This window comes from Methylobacter sp. (assembly GCF_036845245.1).
GTDB lineage: Bacteria > Pseudomonadota > Gammaproteobacteria > Methylococcales > Methylomonadaceae > Methylobacter_A.
Genome location: NZ_DAIUEH010000046.1, coordinates 1 through 20,418, shown reverse-complemented (window position 1 = coordinate 20,418; position 20,418 = coordinate 1). Strand labels below are relative to the sequence as shown.

Genomic DNA, 20,418 nt, shown 5'->3' with positions numbered 1-20,418 from the left:
AGCCGAAGGGGCGGGACGAGCGGAAAGATTTTATTCGATCCATATCGGAAGTTATTAATGACCGTATACAAGGTAAGGTGTTGGTTAAGCGCCGTTACTTAGGCGGGCATAAATATCGTGGGTATCTGTAGGAGCAAGTTCATCCGTCCCTACGCATCGCGGTTTTATGCGCGTCCCTTAAAAAATATCACGACGATCAACGTAAGAACGCGCTGCGTACCCTACGGTGAATTATAAAAACAAAAAACTTGACTGTTAACGTCAAAATTGACTGAGGGTTGTGGAATGTCCGATGAGTTGGATATAAATGAGGTTTGGGGGTTGTATGCTGAAGAAGGCGGTTGCTCGCTCGATGAAGTGGAAGAATGTCTGCTGATTCTTTCGGCATCGCTCAAGGCGGGGGGGGATACGCCTCTGGATATTGATGCGGTGGCTCGTCTGTTTCGTGCTATGCATACTTATAAAGGCAATGCCCGTATGTTGGGATTGTCGGTCATCGAATCGGTGGCGCATCTGGCGGAGGATATGATCGGGCTGGTGCGCGACGATGGGGTCGCGTTGGACGAGGAGATTGTTATTCTATTGTTGGAGGCGACGGATACCTTGCGCGCTATGCTGGAATCTTCTGTATCCACGCATCAGGATGCGCCTTCAACGATGGCAGGCGATCTTACGTTACGGATGAAGGAAAAATTCGCAGCCGTCCGTGACGTAATGACGGCATGGATGCAAGAGGAAGAGCACCTGAAAGCAGGAACCGTTGCCGACGACTGCACGGATGCAGGAGATAGAGCAATGCACGGAGCAATTGTCGACGACTGCACACGGATGGAGGAGGTAGAGGCCCCGCAGTCTATCGTATTCGAGCCCTTGGACACGGCTTCTCTGGCTAACGATCCGGTCTATCGCGAGATATTTTTCGGTATGGCGCATGACGTGTTGCATGAAATGCGTTCGGTGCTGGAGGGCGATGCTACCGGCGCAGCGGTATACGTTGTTATCGAAGAAGCCGAGCGTTTACGTCATGCGGCGGAGCAGATCGGTATGCTCGAATGGCTGCTGGTGTTGCAGGATTTTCTGGGGATCGTGGGAGCTACGCGCAGTCAGGCCGGGACGCTGCTTTCCCGCCTGCAAGCGCTTTATGAGCATAATTTCGCTCAGAAACCTAACCTTAACAGTGAGGCCGTTGTGTCCGACGACCCGGTACGCCGTTTTTTCGATGCGCTGGAACAGCCTCTCGGTAAATTGTCGCAACTGGGCAATCATATGTCTACTGACCAAGAGTTGTCGTTGGAAGCTGTCGTAACGGCGGCGGAAGAGGTGCGGGTGCTTGCCGGGGCGCATGGTTTCGTACGGATAATGGATGTGTTGGATAGGGTGATCGCCGATGCCCGCACCGGTGTTGAATCTTTGGATGCTCATTTCACCCGCCTTGAGTTCCTGCTCTACGAGGAGCTGGCCTCTGTGGCCGAGGTGATGCTCGAAGATCGTAGCGGATTGTCTGCCGATCCTCGCACTACTCTACGCGCCTGGTGTGCGAATCATGTGTTCGAAACCCTGCTCGAAATGCGCAACGTGATAGAACGCATCAAACGTCAGGAGGCTGTGCGTTTGCAGTGTACGCGCATGATCGAGTTGATGCGTCAGGTTTATCATGCCTGTCTGTTCTATGGCATGGAAACGGCGGCGCACTTGAGTATGTCGATAGTGGATTTGTTCGCGCGCGCGGAGATCGGGGTAGCTGATGAAATTTTTAAAAAGTTGATGGCGGATTTGTTCGCGCGCGCGGAGATCGGCGAGACGGCGCCGGATGTGCTGCTGCTGCTGCATATCGCCAAATCGTTCATCGGCGATATTGAAATTATCCTGGATGTCGCCGAACTTGGCGAAACACCGGATATGGCGCGGATTGAAAAGCTGTTGCAGCAAGCGTCCGAGGCTGCCTTTACCGCTAACGGCACCGTATCTTCCTCGCAGATTGAGGCGCGTTTGGGCTTGCCGAAAGCTTTCCACAAGGTGCTGACGCCGGAGAACGTTCAGGTTGTTTTGTCAGGCCTGGAAAACGGCCATCATTTCTATATTGTACGTTCCGATCTCAATAACGACGAGGAGTTGGCGGCGAACTTCCTAAGTTGGATGGACTCGGGTATTGCCCAGGCTATCAGTAACGTGACGGTATTTGACGGTGACCACACGTTATTCGATTTTTTACTGTCCAGTCCGCTGGGTGAGGCGGGTTTTAATGAGGCGCTGACGGTGCTTGATCCGAAAGGTCGGTGTCTGCATGTGGAAGCCGCATTGGCGGATCGCAAGGCGGGAGATCCTGCGAGCGGCAAAGCCGGTGCGGATCAGGCCGTGAATTCCGCCGAGGAGGACGTTATGCGGGCCATGGCGATGCGGGGTACGATGTCTGGCGATATGCTTGAGTCTATCGGCGAATTGGTCACCGGACAGGCCATGGTGCATCATTTGTTGACCCGATTATTCGAGTCCGATCTGGTGCGTTTGGTCGAATCGGAAATGGCCGATGCCGGGGATAATTGGCAGACGGCGCGCGGGGCGGTGCGTCAGACGTTGGAAAGTTGGCTGGAGAATGTGGAAAAGCTCATTCAGCTCGAATCGCAAAATACTGCATTGCTGAATCGTTTGCAGGATGAAGCGCTTGCCGTGCGCGTGCGTCCGGCCGCTTTGTTGCTTAAACCCTTGACCCCGTTCATTGAGGGGTTGGCGCGGCAGCACTCCCGGCAGGTATCGCTAGTGACTGTCGGCGATGAAATAGAGCTCGATTTTAGTATGCTTGATACTTTGAAGTCGGCGTTGCGTACCTTGGTGACCTTTTGCGTGAGCCAGAGCATTGAAGCGCCGGAGCATCGTGTCGGTGCAGGCAAGGTTGGGCGAGGGACTTGCCGGGTGTTGTTGGTTAAACACGAGGATCATGTGGCAATCACGGTAGAGGATGATGGCAACGGTATCGATCTCCAGCAGGTTATGCAACGGAGCCGCCGGCTGGGTTGGACTGAGGATCGTCCTGATGTTGCGCTGGTCTTGCGCGATGGTTTCGGGACGGTGTCGAACGGCGAGTGCGAGGGGGTCGATCTTGCGGCTGTCCGCAACCAGCTGCGCCATCTTGGCGGCGACTTGCGAGTGAACAATTTACTGACCGGCGGTACGCGCTTTTCCTTGACCATGCCGTTGGCGATGGTAGTGTTGGAAGGCATGGCGGTGCGCGTGGGCGAGGTGCAGTATGTGGTTCCTATTGATGCCATTCAACGCATCGTGCGTTCAGGCGCAGATGAGTTGATGCAGGTATCGGCCGACCGGGGGCGCTACATGCTGCGCCTGGAAGCCGATGATGTGCTGCCGATCCAGTTCCTGAGCGGTAACGGGCAAGCGGAAGGCGGCGCGGGGGCATCTCGGTTGACGACCCTGGGGCGAAATGCAGACAGTCGTGACGATGAACTCAAGCATTTGTTCGTGGTGGTGGGTAAAGATGGGCAGCGTACCGCGCTCTCGGTGGATGAGCTAATTGGCCAGCAGCAAGTGTTGATTCGTCCGTTGCATGGGTATTTGTCCGGCATTCGCGGGGTGACCGGGTGTGCTTTACTCGGTAGCGGGGATGTCGGCATGGTGCTTGATATGAGCTATGTGTTGAGCCGGGAAATGGGCGTGGAGTGATGCGTATGACCGGCGGGTTGGCAGAGATGCATTCGATGATTTTATTCAATCGCTTGCATCGTCTGTATGGTGAGTGGGTTGCAATGGCAGCGTCTGTCCAAATGCTGGAAGGTTTACAGCGGATTTACAGGCGGCGCTTGAATTTTAGATTAGTAGCTTGAAGGAGTTAGTTTCGGATTAATCTAACGTATTTTGGGGCATTAACGAGTTCGTTCTTTAGTTAGGTATACTTTAAGCGTCGTATTTTCTGTTTTTTTTAGGTGGGCTACGCTGTGCGTACCTTTATAAATAATCATAAAAATCAATGTAAAATGTACACACAGCGTACCCTACAGTGAATTGAAAAAGCTAAAAAACTGCCCATTACGCATTCAAAGATAGGTATGGAAAATAATCTTCTAAAAACGACTTTAATCCATCCTATCTTTATGGGGCTGAGACTTATAAGCCGCTCTTTGCTGTCGCAACTTTGATCAATTCATCCACTTCATTTGTTGTATTGGCGAAACTTTCGGTGGAGGCTGAGTATTCCGCAGCTCCTGTAGCCACTTCAACAACCAAATCGGGCGCTTTAACGCGTTCCATAATTTCGTTTTTAATCTGAACGGCGATTTGCTCGGCTTTTTTCAATGGCGAACCCGGCATCGCAATAAGAAAATCCTGTTCACCCATTCTTGCCGCAATATCGACGCCCGACCTGATGTCTTCTTGAAAACAGTCTGCCACGCTGCGTAATACCGCATCCATTTCAAAATCGGGTAAATTATTTTTGGCTTTGAAATCCTTTAAGCTGATAACAAGAATGGAAAAAGGAAAGCCGTTGCGTCTGGAGTTCTCAACTTTTTCCTTTAACCGGCCCAGCATCGTGTCTTTGGTCATTAACTGTGTCAATGGATCTAAGGGGATATGTTCCCTGTCCCATGTTTCCTGGGCTTCCAGCCGCAACACGTTGATAATGCCCAATGAGCAAGCCAGTAATAATCCCAGTATCCAAGTGAAATACCACATAATAATCTCCTAGTAAGCCGAATGATCGTTTTGTTGAATATGCTCCGGCGTTATCTTGCCGCGCAATACACGAAATACCCAAGTGGTATAAACAAGAACGATAGGCAGGAAAATCAGCGTAGCCACCAACATAAGTTTTAACGTCGTAAGGCTGGAACTGGCATCCCACACTGTCAACGAACTGTTCAAGGCCGAGCTTGAGGGCATCAGGAACGGGAACATCGACACGCCTGCGGTTAAGATAATTGAAGTCAGTGTTAATGAGCTGGTGATAAATGCCAGGCCCGGACGGTCAATTTTTGACAGCACGATGGTTAGCGCGCCGGCAACAAAAGCCAGGGTGGGAATAGTCCATAACACAGGGCAATGTTCATAGTTATCCAGCCATAATCCCGGCTCTTTGGAAACTATTTTTGCCAATGGGTTGGATGGCGCATTAGGGAAAATTTCGGTGGTGATATGGTAACCGTCAATATGGGTAACCCAAATGCCCGCCGCAGCAAAAAGGGCCAGCGTGATGATGGCAGCAACAAGAACCACTTTTTTACTGCGCTGATTAATATCGCCACCGGTCTTGATCTGTAAATAGACCGCTCCGTGCATAATCAGCATCGATAAGCTAACCAATCCCGCCGCCAATGCGAAAGGGTTTAATAATGCCCAGAATGAACCGGTATAAAAAATTCGCATATCGTTATCGAAGTGGAACGGTACGCCTTGCAATAAATTGCCGAATGCGACGCCGAAAATCAACGCCGGTACGAATCCTCCGACAAATAACGCAATATCCCAGTTGTTGCGCCATTTTTGGCTGGGTAGTTTACTGCGGTAATCGAAGCCTATCGGCCGCAAAAATAATGCAAACAAGGTCAGCAACAACGCAAAATAAAACCCTGAAAAGGCCACAGCATAAGCGATAGGCCAGGCAGCAAACAACGCGCCGCCCGCGGTGATAAACCAGACTTGGTTGCCTTCCCAGACAGAGCCTATCGAATTAATAATGATGCGGCGTTCGGTATCGTTTTTGCCTAAGAAGGGCAATAAAACCGCTACACCCAGGTCAAAGCCGTCGGTAATCGCAAAGCCGATCAATAAAGCACCTAAAAGGGCCCACCAGATCAAGCGCATGGTTTCATAATCGAAAATCATAGTGATGCTCCTGTGGCGATTTCAAAATGGTAACGGCCTTTATGCAGGCTGCTGGGGCCTAACTTGATGAACTTAAGCATCAAGAACATTTCTATGGTCAAAAATACCGTATATAAACCGATATAACCCGTTAAGCTCAGGTAGATATCCAGTTCGGTCAGAGAGGATGTGCTTAAAAATGTCGGTAAAATCTCCGCAATAGTCCACGGTTGACGGCCGAACTCGGCCACAAACCAACCCAGTTCAGAGGCGATCCAGGGTAAAGGCATCATGTACAGGCTTGCACGCAATAACCACTCCTGTCTGCACTTACGAATTGAACTGGCTATTACTGCAAAAATAAATATTGCCAGCATAATAAAGCCGCAAGCGACCATGATTCGGAAAGTCCAGAATAATGGCACAACTCTGGGGATTGAGTATTGGGTTGCCAATTCTATTTGTTGATCGGTCGCATCGACTACATTCTCGGTATAACGTTTAAGCAAAAGACCATAGCCCAGATCTTGCTTGTAGCTGTCGAACTCATCACGGATATTTGGGTCTTTATTGCCGGATCTTAAAGTCTGCAACAGGGCGTAAGCCTGCATGCCATTGCGAATACGCGAGCGGTTTTTATCCAGAATCTCCGATAATCCGGTAATCGGTTCATCGATGGAACGCGTCCCAATCAAGCCCAATACCCAGGGGATTTTGATTGCGTATTGCGTTTCCATGGTTTCCTGGTTCGGTATGCCGATGGCTGTGAATGCTGCGGGTGCCGGTTCGGTGTGCCATTCGGCTTCTATAGCGGCCAGTTTGGTTTTTTGTACTTCGCCGGCGGTATAGCCGCTTTCGTCGCCCAATACAATGACCGACAGGATGGCGGCCAGTCCAAAACCTGCTGCGATAGTGTAAGAGCGTTGTGCAAAAGCCGCATCACGGCCTTTCAACATGTAATAAGCGCTGATGCCCAACACGAAAACGGATGCGGTGGTATAACCGGCTGCAACGGTATGAACAAATTTAACTTGGGCGGCCGGATTAAATAACAGATCGCCGAAGCTGGTGATCTCCATACGCATGGTTTCATAGTTAAAGTTCGCTCCCGCCGGAAATTGCATCCAACCGTTGGCAACCAGAATCCATAATGCGGATAAATTGGTCCCGAACGCAACCAGCCAAGTCACCAGTAAATGCTGGCCTTTGCCCAGCTTATCCCAGCCGAAGAAAAACAGGCCGACAAAGGTGGATTCCAGGAAAAACGCCATCAAGCCTTCAATGGCAAGCGGCGCACCGAAAATATCGCCGACATAGTGAGAGAAATACGACCAGTTCATGCCGAACTGAAATTCCATGGTCAAGCCGGTAGTCACGCCCAGTGCGAAATTGATACCGAATAATTTGCCCCAGAACTGGGTCATATCCTTGTAAATTTCTTTGCCGGTCATGACATAGGTCGATTCCATAATCGCCAGTAAAAACGATAAACCTAATGTCAATGGAACAAACAGAAAATGGTATAGAGAAGTTGCTGCAAATTGCCAGCGAGATAGATTCACCACGGCTTCTGAAATCATAAATTCCCCTATGGGTTGAGTTCTGTATACCAGAACTTAAGATGAATGGCATTGAAAACAAGTAAACCAACACCGTTTGCGATTAAAACAAATTAAACTTACAGAAACAATACAAAAATTAAGTTTGTTTTAATCTAACAAGTAGCCTTGTGCGTTAAGAACGAACCGTGTTATTGTCTATTAATGTTTCCTAATATACCAATTTATTTTTAAGTTACTCGATACTTTCTGTTCGATCGGTCACAAGGGCTTTTTACTGTTCAGTGTTGGTATCGGTTTACTTTAATGGGATTTCAATTGACCCTAAGTTCAATTGGAAAATGCATGGCAGGCAATAATAACTACTAATGAGGAACGTATCATGGCTCGTATTGTAATTCTAGGCGCAGGCATCGGCGGCGTACCGATGGCGTATGAAATGAAGGAAACGGTAGGAAAAAATCACGATGTGATCGTGATTTCCGATAGCCCGACTTTTCATTTTGTCCCGTCAAACCCTTGGGTTCCACCCAAATGGCGCAAGCCGGAAGACCTGAAGATCGAGTTGGCGCCGGTGATGAAAAAGAAAGGCATCGAATTCATTCAAAAAGCCGCAGCAAAAGTTGACCCGGTTAATAATCAGGTGCTGCTGGATGACGGTTCGGCCGTCGCTTACGACTTCCTGGTAATTGCCACGGGTCCCCGTCTGGCGTTCGATGAAGTTCCCGGTTTGGGGCCGGATGGCTATACCTCATCGGTTTGCCATGTCGATCATGCCGAAGTTGCGATAAAAGATTGGGATAAATTTATGGAAGATCCGGGCCCGATTGTTATCGGTGCGGTTCAGGGCGCGTCCTGTTACGGTCCGGCCTACGAATATTTAATGATCATTGAAACCGAATTACGCAAACGGCAAATTCGTGACAAAGTGCCGATGACTTTCGTTACCGCAGAACCGTATATAGGCCACTTGGGCTTAGGCGGTGTCGGCGACACCAAAGGTCTGTTGGAAAGCGCTTTGCGTGACAAGACCGTCAAGTGGATAACCAACGCCAAGGTCGACAAAATCGAGCCCGGCATGATGTATGTCACGGAAGTCGATGATGAGGGCAAGGACAAGAAAAAACACGAGCTGCCTTTTAAGCATTCAATGATGTTACCTGCTTTTACCGGCGTTGACGCGGTGCGCAATGTCGGCGTTGAAGGCTTGGTTAACCCGCGCGGCTTTGTCTTGGTCGATGAGCATCAGCGCAATAAGACTTTTAAAAATATCTATTCCGTCGGCGTTTGTATTGCAATACCGCCGATTGAGCCGACGCCGGTACCGGTTGGCGCGCCAAAAACCGGCTATATGATCGAGTCAATGGTGACCGCTACCGCGCATAATATTGCCGATGAACTGGCCGGTAAAGAACCGAGCCACAAAGCCACGTTGAATGCTTTATGCCTGGCCGATTTTGGCGATTCCGGCGTGGCATTCCTGGCCAAGCCGCAAATTCCGCCGCGTAATGTCACCTGGTCTGCACAAGGTAAGTGGGTTCATCTGGCTAAAATCGGTTTCGAATTTTATTTCATGCGTAAAATCAAAAAAGGCATCAGCGAACCTTTTTATGAAAGGATGATGCTTAAATTGATAGGCGTGGTTCGTTTAAAGGGAAAATAAAATGACTATCGATCGCGTGGTTTTTGCGGTGGCTGGCAGCTTTATTTTGATCAGCCTATTGCTGGCTCATTATTATTCCGAGTTGTGGCTATGGTTTACCGCCTTTGTCGGTGCTAATTTGCTGCAATCGGCGTTTACCGGGTTTTGTCCGATGGCAATCATACTTAAAAAGTTGGGCGTTAAGCCGGGCAGTGCGTTTTGATTGCGTAACGCCGTAATCTTTTTTACTTCGTTCTCGCGTATCGCGTCATTGCTATTAAGTTAAGCATTGTAGGAGCGGGCCATGCCCGCGATGAAGGAGTTACAACGCGGTAATCGCGCCCCATATCGCGGGCGCGGCCCGCTCCTACAGTGTCGTTTTGTATAGTAGTCACGCGGCGCGTGGGAACGAGGGGAATTTCTAACAGGTACGTGAAGATTATGCTTAAAACAACAAGAAACAACTTGGCATTAAGTCTGTTACCGATACTCATGTTGTCGAACTTGTCGGCCGCAGCGGATCATAGTTCCCCAAATCCTGCCGGTAAAACGATGGCGGAAAAATCGGCCGGCCAATCTTTTACATTGGATCAGGCTATCGATTATGCATTAAGCAACAACCCCGACCTGCAAATCGCCACCGAACGTCTCGGTCAGGCTGAAGCCCAATTAGGCGTAGCGCTGTCCGCGTTTTATCCGCAAGTCACCGCCAAGGTTGGTTACGATCATTCCAATAATCCCGCACAAGTCTTTTCGATGATTGTGGCGCAACGGGATTTTGGACCCAACTCGATCAATAACATCAACAATCCCGGCTACCGGCAGAACTTTCGCCCCGAAATCATAGGCAAACTGTCCTTGTTTCGCGGCGGGCAGGATTATCAAAACAGTAAAGCCGCGGAGTTGGGCATCAGTGCGGCGGAGTTTGAACGCTCGTCGGTGCGTAATGCGTTGATTGAAGCGGTAACCGCTTCCTATTATGCCTATTTGGCTGCACAGGAAGCGCATAAAGTCGCCCAGGATTCCATTTCGGCAATTACCAGCGAATTAAAGCAAACGAAGCTGAGGTACGAAGAAGGAACTACTCTTAAATCCGATGTGCTATCGCTGGAAGTGAAATCGGCTGAAGCGCAGGAAGCCCAAATCAAGACCGCCAATGGCATCGAGCTGGCCAAAACCAGTATCGCTACCTTGCTCGGCCTGTCAGCGGATCAAACTTTTACTGTCGCGTCGTCATCGATGTTGCCAGAGCCCAAGTTAACAACATCGTTTAACGACCTGCTCGAACTTGCGATGACGCAACGCCCGGAAGTTAAGGCGGCCGCCAACCAAGTGGAAATCGCCCAGGCCAAGTTGAAAAGCGAGCAGGGCGCTTATTTACCTCGAGCCGATGCTTATGTCAGTTACGGCCAAAACAGCCAGTCTCCAGGTTTTTCCAGCAGCAAAGACAATGTTACGGCCGGAGTCAGTGTCGAAATGGATTTGTTTTCAGGCTTGGAAACCAAAAACCGCGTTAGTGCTGCTGAACGAAAAGCCGCCGAAACCCGTGAAACAGAACGCAAAACAAAATTGGCTATCGAACAGGAAGTCAAAATTGCCTTCCTGAAACTGGAAGAAGCCTTGGCGCGCATGCGCGTTACTGAAGCATCGGTGGCCGCTGCCGACGAAGCGTTGAGACTGGTTAATGAACAACGGCGCGCCGAGACAGAGACCATTACACGCTATATCGAAGCAGAAGTTGCCAGAAATAATGCTCACTCCAACACGATTGCAGCGCATTACGATGCGCTGAGTGCGGAAGCGGCATTGAAAAAGGCTGTCGGAGATTGGAAGTAAATAAAATTAACAGGGCGTTCATCGTGTAATGCAGACCTTCCAGGTTTTTAAAACCTGGAAGGTCTAATGCGCAACGTTCACGACAGATGTAGGCCGGAATAAGACCACCCGGTAGCGTTTCCGGCCTACCTCGAGATGTGTATAACGACGAATGCCGGAGCGTGGGAGCGATAGTTTTCGTGTCTTTCGTGGACCAAATGATTTATCTAAGATAAAGAGAATCTTATGTCAGCAACCGAACCCAAAAATAACAATAAAATCCTGGCTATATTCGCGGCCGTTCTAGCCTTGATCCTGTTACTGCTTTATATGCAGGGCAGTTTTGTCAGCAAAGTGCCGCCCGGATTAAGCCCGTTGGTTAAAGATTCAAAGACGCCAAGCGACACGGCTGTTGTCGAGAAAAAGCAGGTTGACGATATTCTGGCTTGGCCCGGTACGGTAAAGTCGAGGATCGTTGCCAATATCGCACCCAGAACAACTGCGAGGATTCTTGAGATTAAAGTCAACGCAGGCGACAAAGTCAAAAAAGGCGACCTGATTGCCCGTCTGGATGAGCGGGACATCAAAGCCCAGGAAAATGCAGCCCAGGCCGCACTCGCCAGTGCCAATGCCCAGGCAAGCCGCGCCCAGGCAGACGAACAGCGCACCCGCAGCTTGTTTAGTAAAGACGCGGCAACGCGTGAAAATTTCGATGCGGTCGTCGCCAGGGCAAAAGAGGCGCAAGCCGCTGTAAGCCAGGCAAACAGCGCGGTCGCTGAAATCAGGACCCATCTGGCTGATGCTCTGTTAGTCGCGCCTTTTGACGGCACCGTGGTTAAGCGTCTTAAAGAACCCGGCGACATGAGCTTACCCGGCATGCCTATAATATCTTTGCAAACCCCGCAAGGATTAAGACTTGAAGCCGATGTGCCGAGTACCTGTGCCGGGCGCTACAGCATCGGCATGAACGTCAATGTGCGCATTGATACCTTGGGACAAACCACCAGCGCGCAAATTGACGAGATCAGCCCGGAAGTCGATCCGCAAACCCGCACCCAGCTGATTAAAATCGCACTGCCTGCAATGGCTGGCTTGCAACCCGGATATTTCGGCTGGCTGGAACAAGCCTGCGATCGGCACGAAGCCTTATTGATTCCCGCCGCCGCGGTGCAGTATATCGGCCAACTGGAAGTCGTAAAAGTGCTATCGGAAGGCCGACATCTGATGCGGCATATCAGGACGGGCAAAACCTTCGGCGACCAAGTTGAAGTCATTTCCGGCCTGCATGAAGGAGAAACCGTGATAGCCCATCCAGAGCAGGCGCAATAATGGACAGCCTGGAAAACGAAAAACCCAAACGCGGACTGACGACCAAAATTGTTGAAGTTTTTACCACCTCGCAGCTTTCGATACTGTTCCTGATTATTTCGCTATTGGCCGGAGCTGCGGCGCTGGTATTAACGCCGCGCGAAGAAGATCCGCAAATCGTCGTGCCGGTCATGGACGTGCTGGTCGAGTTTCCGGGCGGGTCCAGCGAAGAAGTCGAAAAACTGGTCGCCACGCCGCTGGAGGTTTTGCTCAAGCAAATCGAAGGCGTCGAATATGTCTATTCGATCTCCAGGCCTGGCGCAGCCGTGGTTACCGTGCGTTATTTGGTCGGCCAGTCTTTTGAGGACAGTCTGGTCAAAACCTGGGACCGGCTGATGTCCAACCAGAATCTGATTCCGCCGGGCGTCACGCACTGGAAAGTGTCGCCGGTCGAAATCGATAACGTGCCTATCGTGTTGATGACGCTTTCCGCGCAGAACGATAATTACGATTCGATGGCCTTGCGTCGTATCGCCGACGAGCTGATTATCTCGCTCAGAAGCGTCGGCGATGTCGGCAAAAGCTGGGTTGTCGGCGGCGAACAGCGGCGTGTCTCTATTTATGCGAACCCCGCCTCACTGGCCGCGCATGGCACGACATTGCTTGAAATCACCCAGGCGCTGGCTAATGCGAATGTCAATCTGCAAGTCGGCAGCATCGAACGTGGCAATCGCGAAATATTGATTGAGGCCGGGCCGCATTTTGAGTCGTCAGCAGAAGTCGGCGCGACCGTCATTAAAAGCGTTGCCGGACGGCCTGTGTACCTGCGCGATGTGGCTCGCATCGAAGACGGTCCGGCCGATGTCGATCATTACACCCGCATCGGCTTTGGCCCTGCGGTCGATGAGATGCCGACGATAGGCCATGCCACCGGCAACAAGCCGCAAGTCGGGCAAGAGCGGCAGATGGTCACTATTGCCGTTGCCAAGCGTAAAGGCAGCAATGCGGTCAACGTTGCCGAAGCCGTTATCGCTACCGCGGAAAAACTGCACGGCACGCTGGTTCCGGAAGATGTTTTACTGACGATTACCCGCGATTACGGCGAAACCGCGAACCATAAAGTCAACGAGCTGGTTAAGCATTTAAGTTTCGCGATCGTGATTATCGTCGTGTTGCTGGCTTTTTCGCTGGGGCTCAAAGAGTCGTTTATCGTCTCTATCGCAGTGCCGATGACCTTGGCGCTGACTTTATTGCTGGATTATATCTCCGGCTACACGATCAACCGCGTCACCCTGTTCGCGTTGATCCTGTCGCTGGGTCTGCTGGTCGACGATCCGATCGTTGACGTCGAAAACATCCACCGGCATTATCAACTGCGCAAAGAATCGCCGCTGCAAGCCTTACTGACGGCGGTCGATGAAGTCAGGCCGCCGACCATTCTGGCGACTTTTACCGTAATCGTGTCGTTCCTGCCGATGTTTTTCATCACCGGCATGATGGGGCCGTACATGGCGCCGATGGCGTTCAACGTGCCGATTGCGATGATTGTGTCGCTGATTGTCGCGTTTACCGTGACGCCGTGGGCGAGTTTCAAACTGCTGCAAAGCGAATATCACAACCACAGCGAAGAAGCGCCGTTAGAGCTTAAACAGACTTTTATCTACCGGATTTACCGCTCGGCGCTTGGGCCATTGCTGGAAACTTCGGGGCGCGCCAAACTGTTTTTGCTGATCGTGCTGATCGCTTTCGTGGCTTCGACAATGTTGGCAATTACCCGCGCCGTGCCGCTTAAATTATTGCCGTTCGACAATAAAAACGAGCTGCAAATCATGATCGATATGCCGCGCGGTTCGACGCTCGAACAAACCGATGAAGTCGCGCGCGCCTTGGGCAGCTATCTTGCGACCGTCAATGAAGTCACCGATTACCAAACCTATACCGGCTTGGCCGCGCCGATGGATTTCAACGGTATGGTTCGCCATTATTATCTGCGTAGCGGCGGTTATGTCGGTGAAGTCAGGATCAATTTATTGGCTAAAGACCGGCGTGAACAACAGTCGCACGAAATCGCCTTGCGCATCCGGCCCGAAATAGAACGGCTCGGCAAACAATACGGCGCAAACCTTAAAATCGTAGAAATTCCGCCGGGGCCGCCGGTGTTGTCCGATCTGGTCGCCGAAGTCTACGGTCCGCCGGAAGCCGGTATTAATGATTTGGTCGCGGTATCCAAGCGCGTCAGGGCCGATATGGAAAAAACCGAAGGCGTGGTCGATGTTGATGATTATTCCGAAGCGCAGCATGACAAAGTGCATTTTCATTTGAACAGGGAGAAAGCCGCGTTGTCCGGCGTCAGCGTCGAACAGGTTGCCCAAACCCTGCGCATTGCCGCCGCAGGTCAAGCTGTCGGCATTGTGCATATTGACAGCGAACGCCAACCGCTGGAAATCACGCTGCAACTGCCTCGTGCGCTTCGCTCGTCGGTTGCCGATTTATTGGCCTTGCGCGTTAAAACCGGTCAGGGCGATTTGATACCGTTAAGCGAAATAGGCAGCGCCAGCATAGAAACCGAAGACCAGCCTATTTTTCACAAGAACCTGCAACGGGTGAATTATGTGATTGCCGGAATGGCGGGGCGCAGCCCTGTGGAAGCAGTGTTCGATTTGAATGACGTGCTGGACGAGCGCCCGTTGCCGGAAGGTTACAAGGCCGAATTGGCAGGCGAGGGCGAATGGAAAATCACCGTCGACGTGTTCCGCGACCTTGGTTTGGCTTTTGCGGCCGCGTTGGTGATGATCTATGTGTTGCTAGTTGGGCAAACCGGATCGTTGAGCGTGCCGCTGGTGATGATGATAGCGATTCCGCTGACCGTAATCGGCATCATGCCGGGCTTTTGGCTGCTTAACCTGTTTGCAGCGCCTGTTGCCGGTTATCCGAATCCGATTTATTTCACCGCCACCGCGATGATCGGCATGATTGCGTTGGCCGGTATTGTGGTGCGCAACTCGATTATCCTGATCGATTTTATCGAACGCATCCGCGCCCGTGCCGGTGTTACGCTTGCAGACGCGTTGATTGAAGCCGGTGCGATTCGCTTGCGGCCAATATTTTTGACTGCCGGGGCGGCGATGTTCGGCGCGTTTGTAATTATTCTGGACCCGATTTTTTCTGGGTTGGCATGGAGTTTTATCTTTGGCATTTTTGCATCGACGTTGTTTTCGTTACTGGTGATTCCGGTGGTTTATTTTTTGATTAATAAAGAAGAGTGATTTTTTCACCACGAAGACACGAAGAACACGAAGTTTATGTTTTTTCTTCGTGTTCTCGGCAACTGCTCCGTGCGCGCCTTGTAAGTCCAAGAAGGCGCGCACGGCACGTCCTACCACCTCATCCGTTACTATTACCCAATCATCTTTTCACAGTTTTCACCGACAATGCGTAACATCCGCTATTAACTGATGTTGAAAACGATAGTTGAGTTCGCCGTCTATAAATCCCGGTTTTACCTTAGCGGGCATTTGCAATATGTGGTACAACATCAATCAGCTGATGCAGGTAGTAATGTAGTTTATTATCCTGAACATGCCGTAAGGGCAACGAAGGGTAAAACAGGAGCTGGAGTCTCCTCAGCGCTACGGTTATTGCATCGAATTTTGATTTGGACGATCATTGGGTAAGCACAACAACCGGATAATATTATGGCGATAAATACTAACAGACGACCCACATCCCCGCATTTACAAGTCTATAAGCTGCCTTTGACAGGCATTATTTCCATCACCCATCGCATGACCGGCGTTATGCTCTCGGCCGGATTGATCCTGTTTGTTTATGTCATTTCGGCGCTGGCCGGCGGCGGAGATGCGTACGACACCATGCAGACGGTTATGAATCACTGGCTGCTCAAATTAATAGGCTGGGGTTTTATTTACGCGTTGTTTTTCCACCTGTGTCATGGCGTTCGACATTTGATTTGGGATGCAGGCAACAGCTTTGAACTTGAAACATTAAACCGGTACGCGATGATTGAACTGGCCGTTTCATTGGCTCTGACTTTGATGACTTTTGTCTGGGGGTATTATGGACTATAGAACGCCTTTATCCAGGGCCAAGGGTCTGGGTTCTGCAAAAAGCGGAACCGGTCACTGGTGGATGCAGCGCGTCACCGCCGTCGCGCTGGTTCCGTTGTCTTTTTGGCTGATCAAATTTCTGGGCTTGAGCTTGACCGCACCCTATCAACAAACCGTAGACTGGCTGACGTCGCCGATTAATACCGTCTGCATCGTCGCATGGACCATCGCGGCTTTTTATCACGCCGCGTTGGGTTTACAGGTGGTGATTGAAGATTATGTCGCCGCGGAAGGCCCTAAGATAATCTCAATCTGGGTCGTCAATCTGGCTTTCTTGTTTTTGGCGATAGCGGCTTTGCTGGCCGTGTTTCGCATTGTATCGATAGGGTGATTCATGGCAGCAGACTATAAAATTATTGAACATACTTACGATGTAGTGGTGGTCGGCGCTGGCGGAGGGGGGCTGCGAGCGACTTTGGGCATGGCGGAAAAAGGTCTGAAAACCGCCTGCATCACCAAAGTATTCCCGACTCGCAGTCATACTGTTGCAGCTCAAGGCGGCATCAGCGCGGCGCTGGGCAATATGGGCGAAGACGACTGGCGCTTTCATATGTACGACACCGTCAAAGGTTCCGATTGGCTGGGCGATCAGGACGCGATTGAATACATGTGCCGCGAAGCGATCCCGGCCGTGATCGAGCTTGAACATTACGGCGTACCGTTTTCAAGAACCGCCGACGGGAAAATATATCAACGTGCGTTCGGCGGCATGACCACGAATTACGGCACAGGCACCGCTCAACGCACTTGCGCGGCGGCCGACAAGACCGGTCACGCGATTTTGCATACCTTGTACCAGCAGTCGTTAAAACATAAAGCCGAATTCTTCGTCGAATACATCGCGCTGGATTTGATTATGGAAGATGGCGAGTGCCGCGGCATCCTGGCTTGGTGTCTTGATGACGGCTCGCTGCATTTGTTCAAATCGCAAATGACTGTATTAGCCACAGGCGGCTATGGGCGCACGTTTTTTTCCTGCACCTCTGCGCATACCGTGACCGGCGACGGCAACGCGATGGTGTTGCGCGCAGGTTTGCCGTTGCAGGATATGGAGTTCATCCAGTTTCACCCGACCGGCATTTACGGCGCGGGCTGTTTGATTACCGAAGGCGTGAGAGGCGAGGGCGGTTACCTGACCAATTCGCAAGGCGAACGCTTCATGGAACGCTATGCGCCGTCGGCCAAGGATTTGGCTTCGCGCGATGTGGTCAGCCGGGCGATGACCATTGAAATTGAAGAAGGCCGGGGCGTAGGGCCGCTGAAAGACCATATCTATCTGCATATCGAGCATCTTGATCCTGCGATCATTCACGAACGATTGCCGGGCATTTCCGAAACCTCGAAGATTTTTGCCGGTGTCGACGTAACCAAAGAGCCGATTCCTGTGCTGCCGACCGTGCATTACAACATGGGCGGCATTCCGACCAATTACAAAGCCGAAGTCGTGACCTTGAAAGACGGCGATCCCGATGCGGTGGTACCGGGCTTGATGGCAATCGGCGAGGCCGCCTGCGTTTCCGTGCATGGCGCGAACCGCTTGGGTTCAAACTCGCTGCTCGATCTGGTCGTATTCGGCCGCTCCGCCGCGATACGCTGCGCCGAACTGATCAAACCGGGCTCAAGACAAAAACCGCTGACGAGCAATGCTTGCGACAAAGCCATCGCCCGCTTCGATAAAATCCGCAATGCGAACGGCAGCCGCAGAACCTCCGATATTCGCCTGGACATGCAAAAAGTCATGCAAAGCAAAGCGGCGGTATTCAGGACCGGCGCCACGCTGACCGAAGGCGTCAACATGATGGCCGAAGTCAGGAAAACTTTTGCCGATGTCAAAGTGAGCGATAAATCGTTGATCTGGAATACCGACCTGGTTGAAACGCTGGAGCTGGATAACCTGCTGAGTCAAGCCAGCGTAGCGATCAACGCGGCAGGCAACCGCACCGAAAGCCGGGGCGGCCACGCACGGGAAGATTACCCGAACCGCGACGACGAAAACTGGCTAAAGCATACCCTGACCTGGCTAATCGACGACCAGGTCAAAATCGATTACCGGCCGGTGCACATGTACACATTAACCGACGATGTCGATGTAATTCCACCAAAAGAGAGAGTTTATTAAATACGCTTTGAGAAACATGACATGAAAACACTCACATTGGAAATAGACGACAGCATCTACAGCCAAGTTGTCGGTTTTTTAAATTTATTGCCGGAAAAACAATGTCACATTGTAGAAACATTGCCTCTTTCATCAAACGATGACAAAGAACTGACTATCAAGTCGGCATTTGGTTTAATAAAAACGCCTATTACTGCTACGTTAGCGGATATTGAACAAGGTATTATCGAGGGAGCAATAAGTGATAGCGATTGATACTAATGTGTTGGTTCGAGTCATTGTCGAAGATACCGGGCAGCCGGAGCAAACAAAAATCGCCCGCGACTTGGTTGAAAATGCGCAGAAAGTCTATCTCTCTCAAATCGTGCAAGTAGAATGCGCTTGGGTATTGGCAAAAGTTTATAAAATAGATAATGCCAGTTTATTGATGGTACTTGAACATTTTCTGATTAATTCCGCTTTTATTCTGCAACGTCCTGAACAATTTAAAACCGCTATCGATTTGTTTCGCCAAGGTCATGCGGATTTTGCCGATTATTTGATTTTGACTGAAAGTTCATGCCTTGACATGGTTTTATATACCTTTGATAAACGCTTAGGTCGGCATAGCAATACAAGATTGTTATGATGATTATCTTGGATTCCACTCAGAAGAGGATGTACTAATGGCTGAATTTACCCTGCCTAAAAACTCGGTTTTAACCAAAGGCAAAACCTTTACAGCGCCAAGCGGTGCAACCAATGTCCGCCGCTTTGAAGTATACCGCTGGGATCCCGAGTCCGGCGAAAACCCACGCATCGATGCGTTCGAATTGGACATGGATAAGTGCGGCCCGATGGTGCTGGACGCGATCCTGAAAATCAAGAACGAGATCGACAGCACCTTAACCTTCCGGCGTTCCTGCCGCGAAGGCGTGTGCGGTTCCTGCGCGATGACTATCAACGGTAAAAACTCCCTGGCCTGCACCAAAGCCATCGATTCTTATCCCGGCACGATCAAAATATTTCCGTTGCCGCATATGGATGTTGTTAAAGACCTGGTGCCGGACATGACCCATTTCTTTGCCCAATACGCCTCGATCAAACCCTGGATAGAAACCCAAACCCCGCCGCCGGCCGATTCCGAGCGTCTGCAAAGTAAAGAAGACCGGGAAAAACTGGATGGCCTATACGATTGCATCCTGTGCGCCTGTTGTTCGACCAGTTGCCCCAGTTACTGGTGGAACAGCGAGCGTTATTTGGGGCCTGCTGTGTTGTTGCAAGCCTACCGTTGGCTGGTTGATAGCCGAGATGAAAACACCGGCGAACGGCTGGACGAACTTGAAGACCCGTTTAAATTGTACCGCTGCCATACGATCATGAATTGCACCGATACCTGTCCTAAGGGCTTGAATCCGGCCAAGGCGATTGCCGAAACCAAGAAACTATTGGTACAGAGAAAGTTGGGCTGATGAACGAGCTGGCTCGGTTAAGGTGGCAGTGCCGAAGAGGGACTAAGGAGCTGGATTTTTTGTTGAATAGGTACTTGGATACGGGGTATTTGGCGGCGGATCAGCGGGAGAGGGAGTTGTTTGTAGAGTTGTTGGGATTTGAAGATGATGAGCTGCTCACTATTTTACTAGGTGAAATGGAAATACCGGAAGGAATGAAGATTTTGATTGGGAAGATACATGATTTTATATAGACTGAGATTATTGCTCATTCCCAAGCTTCATAGACTGTGAAAGTATTTTTGAAAATATGACGCATACTATTTAGTGACTTCTAAGTCATTGTTTTATTCATGTGGGAGGGGCTTTAGCCCCGACTTTCGGGGCTAAAGCCCCTCCCACATGAATACTTTCACAGTCTCTCCAGCTTGGGAATGTAGTGTAGGAAGCTCCAGCTTCCCGAAATATAGAAAGCTAGAGCCCTTCGACAACGCTCAGGACAGGCTTTCTGGACTGGGGTTCCCAAGCTGGAGAGACTGTGAAAGTATTATCAAAGTCAAAAACCTCCGGCAAAGCCGGAGGCTTGAAAATGTGAACCGCTCAAAGC

General features: G+C 50.7%; 16 protein-coding genes. 13 read left to right on the top strand and 3 right to left on the bottom strand.

From position 1 onward, the window contains the following. Positions 1 to 285 precede the first annotated feature (285 nt). Complete coding sequence (locus tag V7051_RS18370) at positions 286 to 3,675, top strand: chemotaxis protein CheW (RefSeq protein WP_333877365.1); 3,390 nt, start codon at positions 286 to 288, stop codon at positions 3,673 to 3,675. 441 nt (positions 3,676 to 4,116) lie between these two features. Here the strand turns inward: V7051_RS18370 and cydX are convergent, their stop codons facing one another. The 3 genes from cydX to V7051_RS18350 are packed head-to-tail and all read right to left on the bottom strand — an operon-like array spanning position 4,117 to position 7,391. Next, positions 4,117 to 4,683, bottom strand: coding sequence for a cytochrome bd-I oxidase subunit CydX (cydX, locus tag V7051_RS18365; protein WP_442919671.1), 567 nt, complete (start codon positions 4,681 to 4,683; stop codon positions 4,117 to 4,119). Positions 4,684 to 4,692: 9 nt separating this feature from the next. Beyond that, the gene (cydB, locus tag V7051_RS18355; protein ID WP_333877364.1) at positions 4,693 to 5,832 is read right to left on the bottom strand and encodes a cytochrome d ubiquinol oxidase subunit II; all 1,140 of its coding nucleotides are present in this window, start codon (positions 5,830 to 5,832) and stop codon (positions 4,693 to 4,695) included. Continuing rightward, positions 5,829 to 7,391 carry a cytochrome ubiquinol oxidase subunit I gene (locus tag V7051_RS18350; protein WP_333877362.1) on the bottom strand — a complete coding sequence of 521 codons (1,563 nt, stop codon included), beginning with the start codon at positions 7,389 to 7,391 and terminating at the stop codon, positions 5,829 to 5,831. Before V7051_RS18350 ends, cydB begins: the two co-directional genes overlap by 4 nt. Positions 7,392 to 7,752: 361 nt before the next feature. Here V7051_RS18350 and V7051_RS18345 point away from each other — a divergent pair, with 361 nt between their 5' ends. The 12 genes from V7051_RS18345 (at position 7,753) to V7051_RS18290 (ending at position 20,065) form a co-directional block, all read left to right on the top strand. Beyond that, entirely contained in the window at positions 7,753 to 9,033 is a 1,281-nt protein-coding gene (locus tag V7051_RS18345) for an NAD(P)/FAD-dependent oxidoreductase (protein ID WP_333877360.1), read from the top strand. 1 nt (position 9,034) lies between these two features. After that, positions 9,035 to 9,235 carry a YgaP family membrane protein gene (locus V7051_RS18340; RefSeq protein ID WP_333877358.1) on the top strand — a complete coding sequence of 67 codons (201 nt, stop codon included), beginning with the start codon at positions 9,035 to 9,037 and terminating at the stop codon, positions 9,233 to 9,235. Positions 9,236 to 9,453: 218 nt separating this feature from the next. After that, positions 9,454 to 10,848 (top strand): TolC family protein, encoded by a 1,395-nt coding sequence (locus tag V7051_RS18335; RefSeq protein WP_333877356.1) that lies wholly within the window; start codon positions 9,454 to 9,456, stop codon positions 10,846 to 10,848. 225 nt (positions 10,849 to 11,073) lie between these two features. After that, positions 11,074 to 12,156, top strand: coding sequence for an efflux RND transporter periplasmic adaptor subunit (locus V7051_RS18330; RefSeq protein WP_333877353.1), 1,083 nt, complete (start codon positions 11,074 to 11,076; stop codon positions 12,154 to 12,156). Continuing rightward, complete coding sequence (locus V7051_RS18325; protein ID WP_333877351.1) at positions 12,156 to 15,401, top strand: efflux RND transporter permease subunit; 3,246 nt, start codon at positions 12,156 to 12,158, stop codon at positions 15,399 to 15,401. The genes V7051_RS18330 and V7051_RS18325 overlap by 1 nt, the downstream gene beginning before the upstream one ends. Before the next feature lie 429 nt (positions 15,402 to 15,830). Continuing rightward, positions 15,831 to 16,223, top strand: a complete 393-nt coding sequence (gene sdhC / locus V7051_RS18320) for a succinate dehydrogenase, cytochrome b556 subunit (RefSeq protein ID WP_333877349.1) — start codon at positions 15,831 to 15,833, stop codon at positions 16,221 to 16,223. Next, positions 16,213 to 16,593, top strand: a complete 381-nt coding sequence (sdhD, locus tag V7051_RS18315; protein WP_333877347.1) for a succinate dehydrogenase, hydrophobic membrane anchor protein — start codon at positions 16,213 to 16,215, stop codon at positions 16,591 to 16,593. The genes sdhC and sdhD overlap by 11 nt, the downstream gene beginning before the upstream one ends. 3 nt (positions 16,594 to 16,596) lie before the next feature. Next, positions 16,597 to 18,381: a succinate dehydrogenase flavoprotein subunit gene (sdhA, locus tag V7051_RS18310; protein WP_333877346.1), complete on the top strand. Its 1,785-nt coding sequence runs from the start codon at positions 16,597 to 16,599 to the stop codon at positions 18,379 to 18,381. 21 nt (positions 18,382 to 18,402) lie between these two features. Further along, entirely contained in the window at positions 18,403 to 18,636 is a 234-nt protein-coding gene (locus V7051_RS18305; protein WP_333877344.1) for a hypothetical protein, read from the top strand. Continuing rightward, positions 18,623 to 19,009: a type II toxin-antitoxin system VapC family toxin gene (locus V7051_RS18300; RefSeq protein ID WP_333877342.1), complete on the top strand. Its 387-nt coding sequence runs from the start codon at positions 18,623 to 18,625 to the stop codon at positions 19,007 to 19,009. Before V7051_RS18305 ends, V7051_RS18300 begins: the two co-directional genes overlap by 14 nt. Positions 19,010 to 19,046: 37 nt before the next feature. After that, the gene (locus tag V7051_RS18295) at positions 19,047 to 19,832 is read left to right on the top strand and encodes a succinate dehydrogenase iron-sulfur subunit (protein ID WP_333877340.1); all 786 of its coding nucleotides are present in this window, start codon (positions 19,047 to 19,049) and stop codon (positions 19,830 to 19,832) included. Beyond that, positions 19,832 to 20,065, top strand: a complete 234-nt coding sequence (locus tag V7051_RS18290; protein WP_333877338.1) for an FAD assembly factor SdhE — start codon at positions 19,832 to 19,834, stop codon at positions 20,063 to 20,065. The genes V7051_RS18295 and V7051_RS18290 overlap by 1 nt, the downstream gene beginning before the upstream one ends. Positions 20,066 to 20,418: the final 353 nt, after the last annotated feature.

Bases quoted from the DNA above. Each gene is read 5' to 3' on its own strand.
- V7051_RS18295 (WP_333877340.1), top strand. From the start codon at position 19,047: ATGGCTGAATTTACCCTGCCTAAAAACTCGGTTTTAACCAAAGGCAAA.
- sdhA (WP_333877346.1), top strand. From the start codon at position 16,597: ATGGCAGCAGACTATAAAATTATTGAACATACTTACGATGTAGTGGTG.
- sdhC (WP_333877349.1), top strand. From the start codon at position 15,831: ATGGCGATAAATACTAACAGACGACCCACATCCCCGCATTTACAAGTC.
- V7051_RS18330 (WP_333877353.1), top strand. From the start codon at position 11,074: ATGTCAGCAACCGAACCCAAAAATAACAATAAAATCCTGGCTATATTC.
- cydX (WP_442919671.1), bottom strand. From the start codon at position 4,683: ATGTGGTATTTCACTTGGATACTGGGATTATTACTGGCTTGCTCATTG.
- V7051_RS18350 (WP_333877362.1), bottom strand. From the start codon at position 7,391: ATGATTTCAGAAGCCGTGGTGAATCTATCTCGCTGGCAATTTGCAGCA.
- V7051_RS18345 (WP_333877360.1), top strand. From the start codon at position 7,753: ATGGCTCGTATTGTAATTCTAGGCGCAGGCATCGGCGGCGTACCGATG.
- V7051_RS18290 (WP_333877338.1), top strand. From the start codon at position 19,832: ATGAACGAGCTGGCTCGGTTAAGGTGGCAGTGCCGAAGAGGGACTAAG.
- cydB (WP_333877364.1), bottom strand. From the start codon at position 5,832: ATGATTTTCGATTATGAAACCATGCGCTTGATCTGGTGGGCCCTTTTA.
- V7051_RS18370 (WP_333877365.1), top strand. From the start codon at position 286: ATGTCCGATGAGTTGGATATAAATGAGGTTTGGGGGTTGTATGCTGAA.
- V7051_RS18335 (WP_333877356.1), top strand. From the start codon at position 9,454: ATGCTTAAAACAACAAGAAACAACTTGGCATTAAGTCTGTTACCGATA.
- V7051_RS18340 (WP_333877358.1), top strand. From the start codon at position 9,035: ATGACTATCGATCGCGTGGTTTTTGCGGTGGCTGGCAGCTTTATTTTG.
- V7051_RS18305 (WP_333877344.1), top strand. From the start codon at position 18,403: ATGAAAACACTCACATTGGAAATAGACGACAGCATCTACAGCCAAGTT.
- V7051_RS18325 (WP_333877351.1), top strand. From the start codon at position 12,156: ATGGACAGCCTGGAAAACGAAAAACCCAAACGCGGACTGACGACCAAA.
- sdhD (WP_333877347.1), top strand. From the start codon at position 16,213: ATGGACTATAGAACGCCTTTATCCAGGGCCAAGGGTCTGGGTTCTGCA.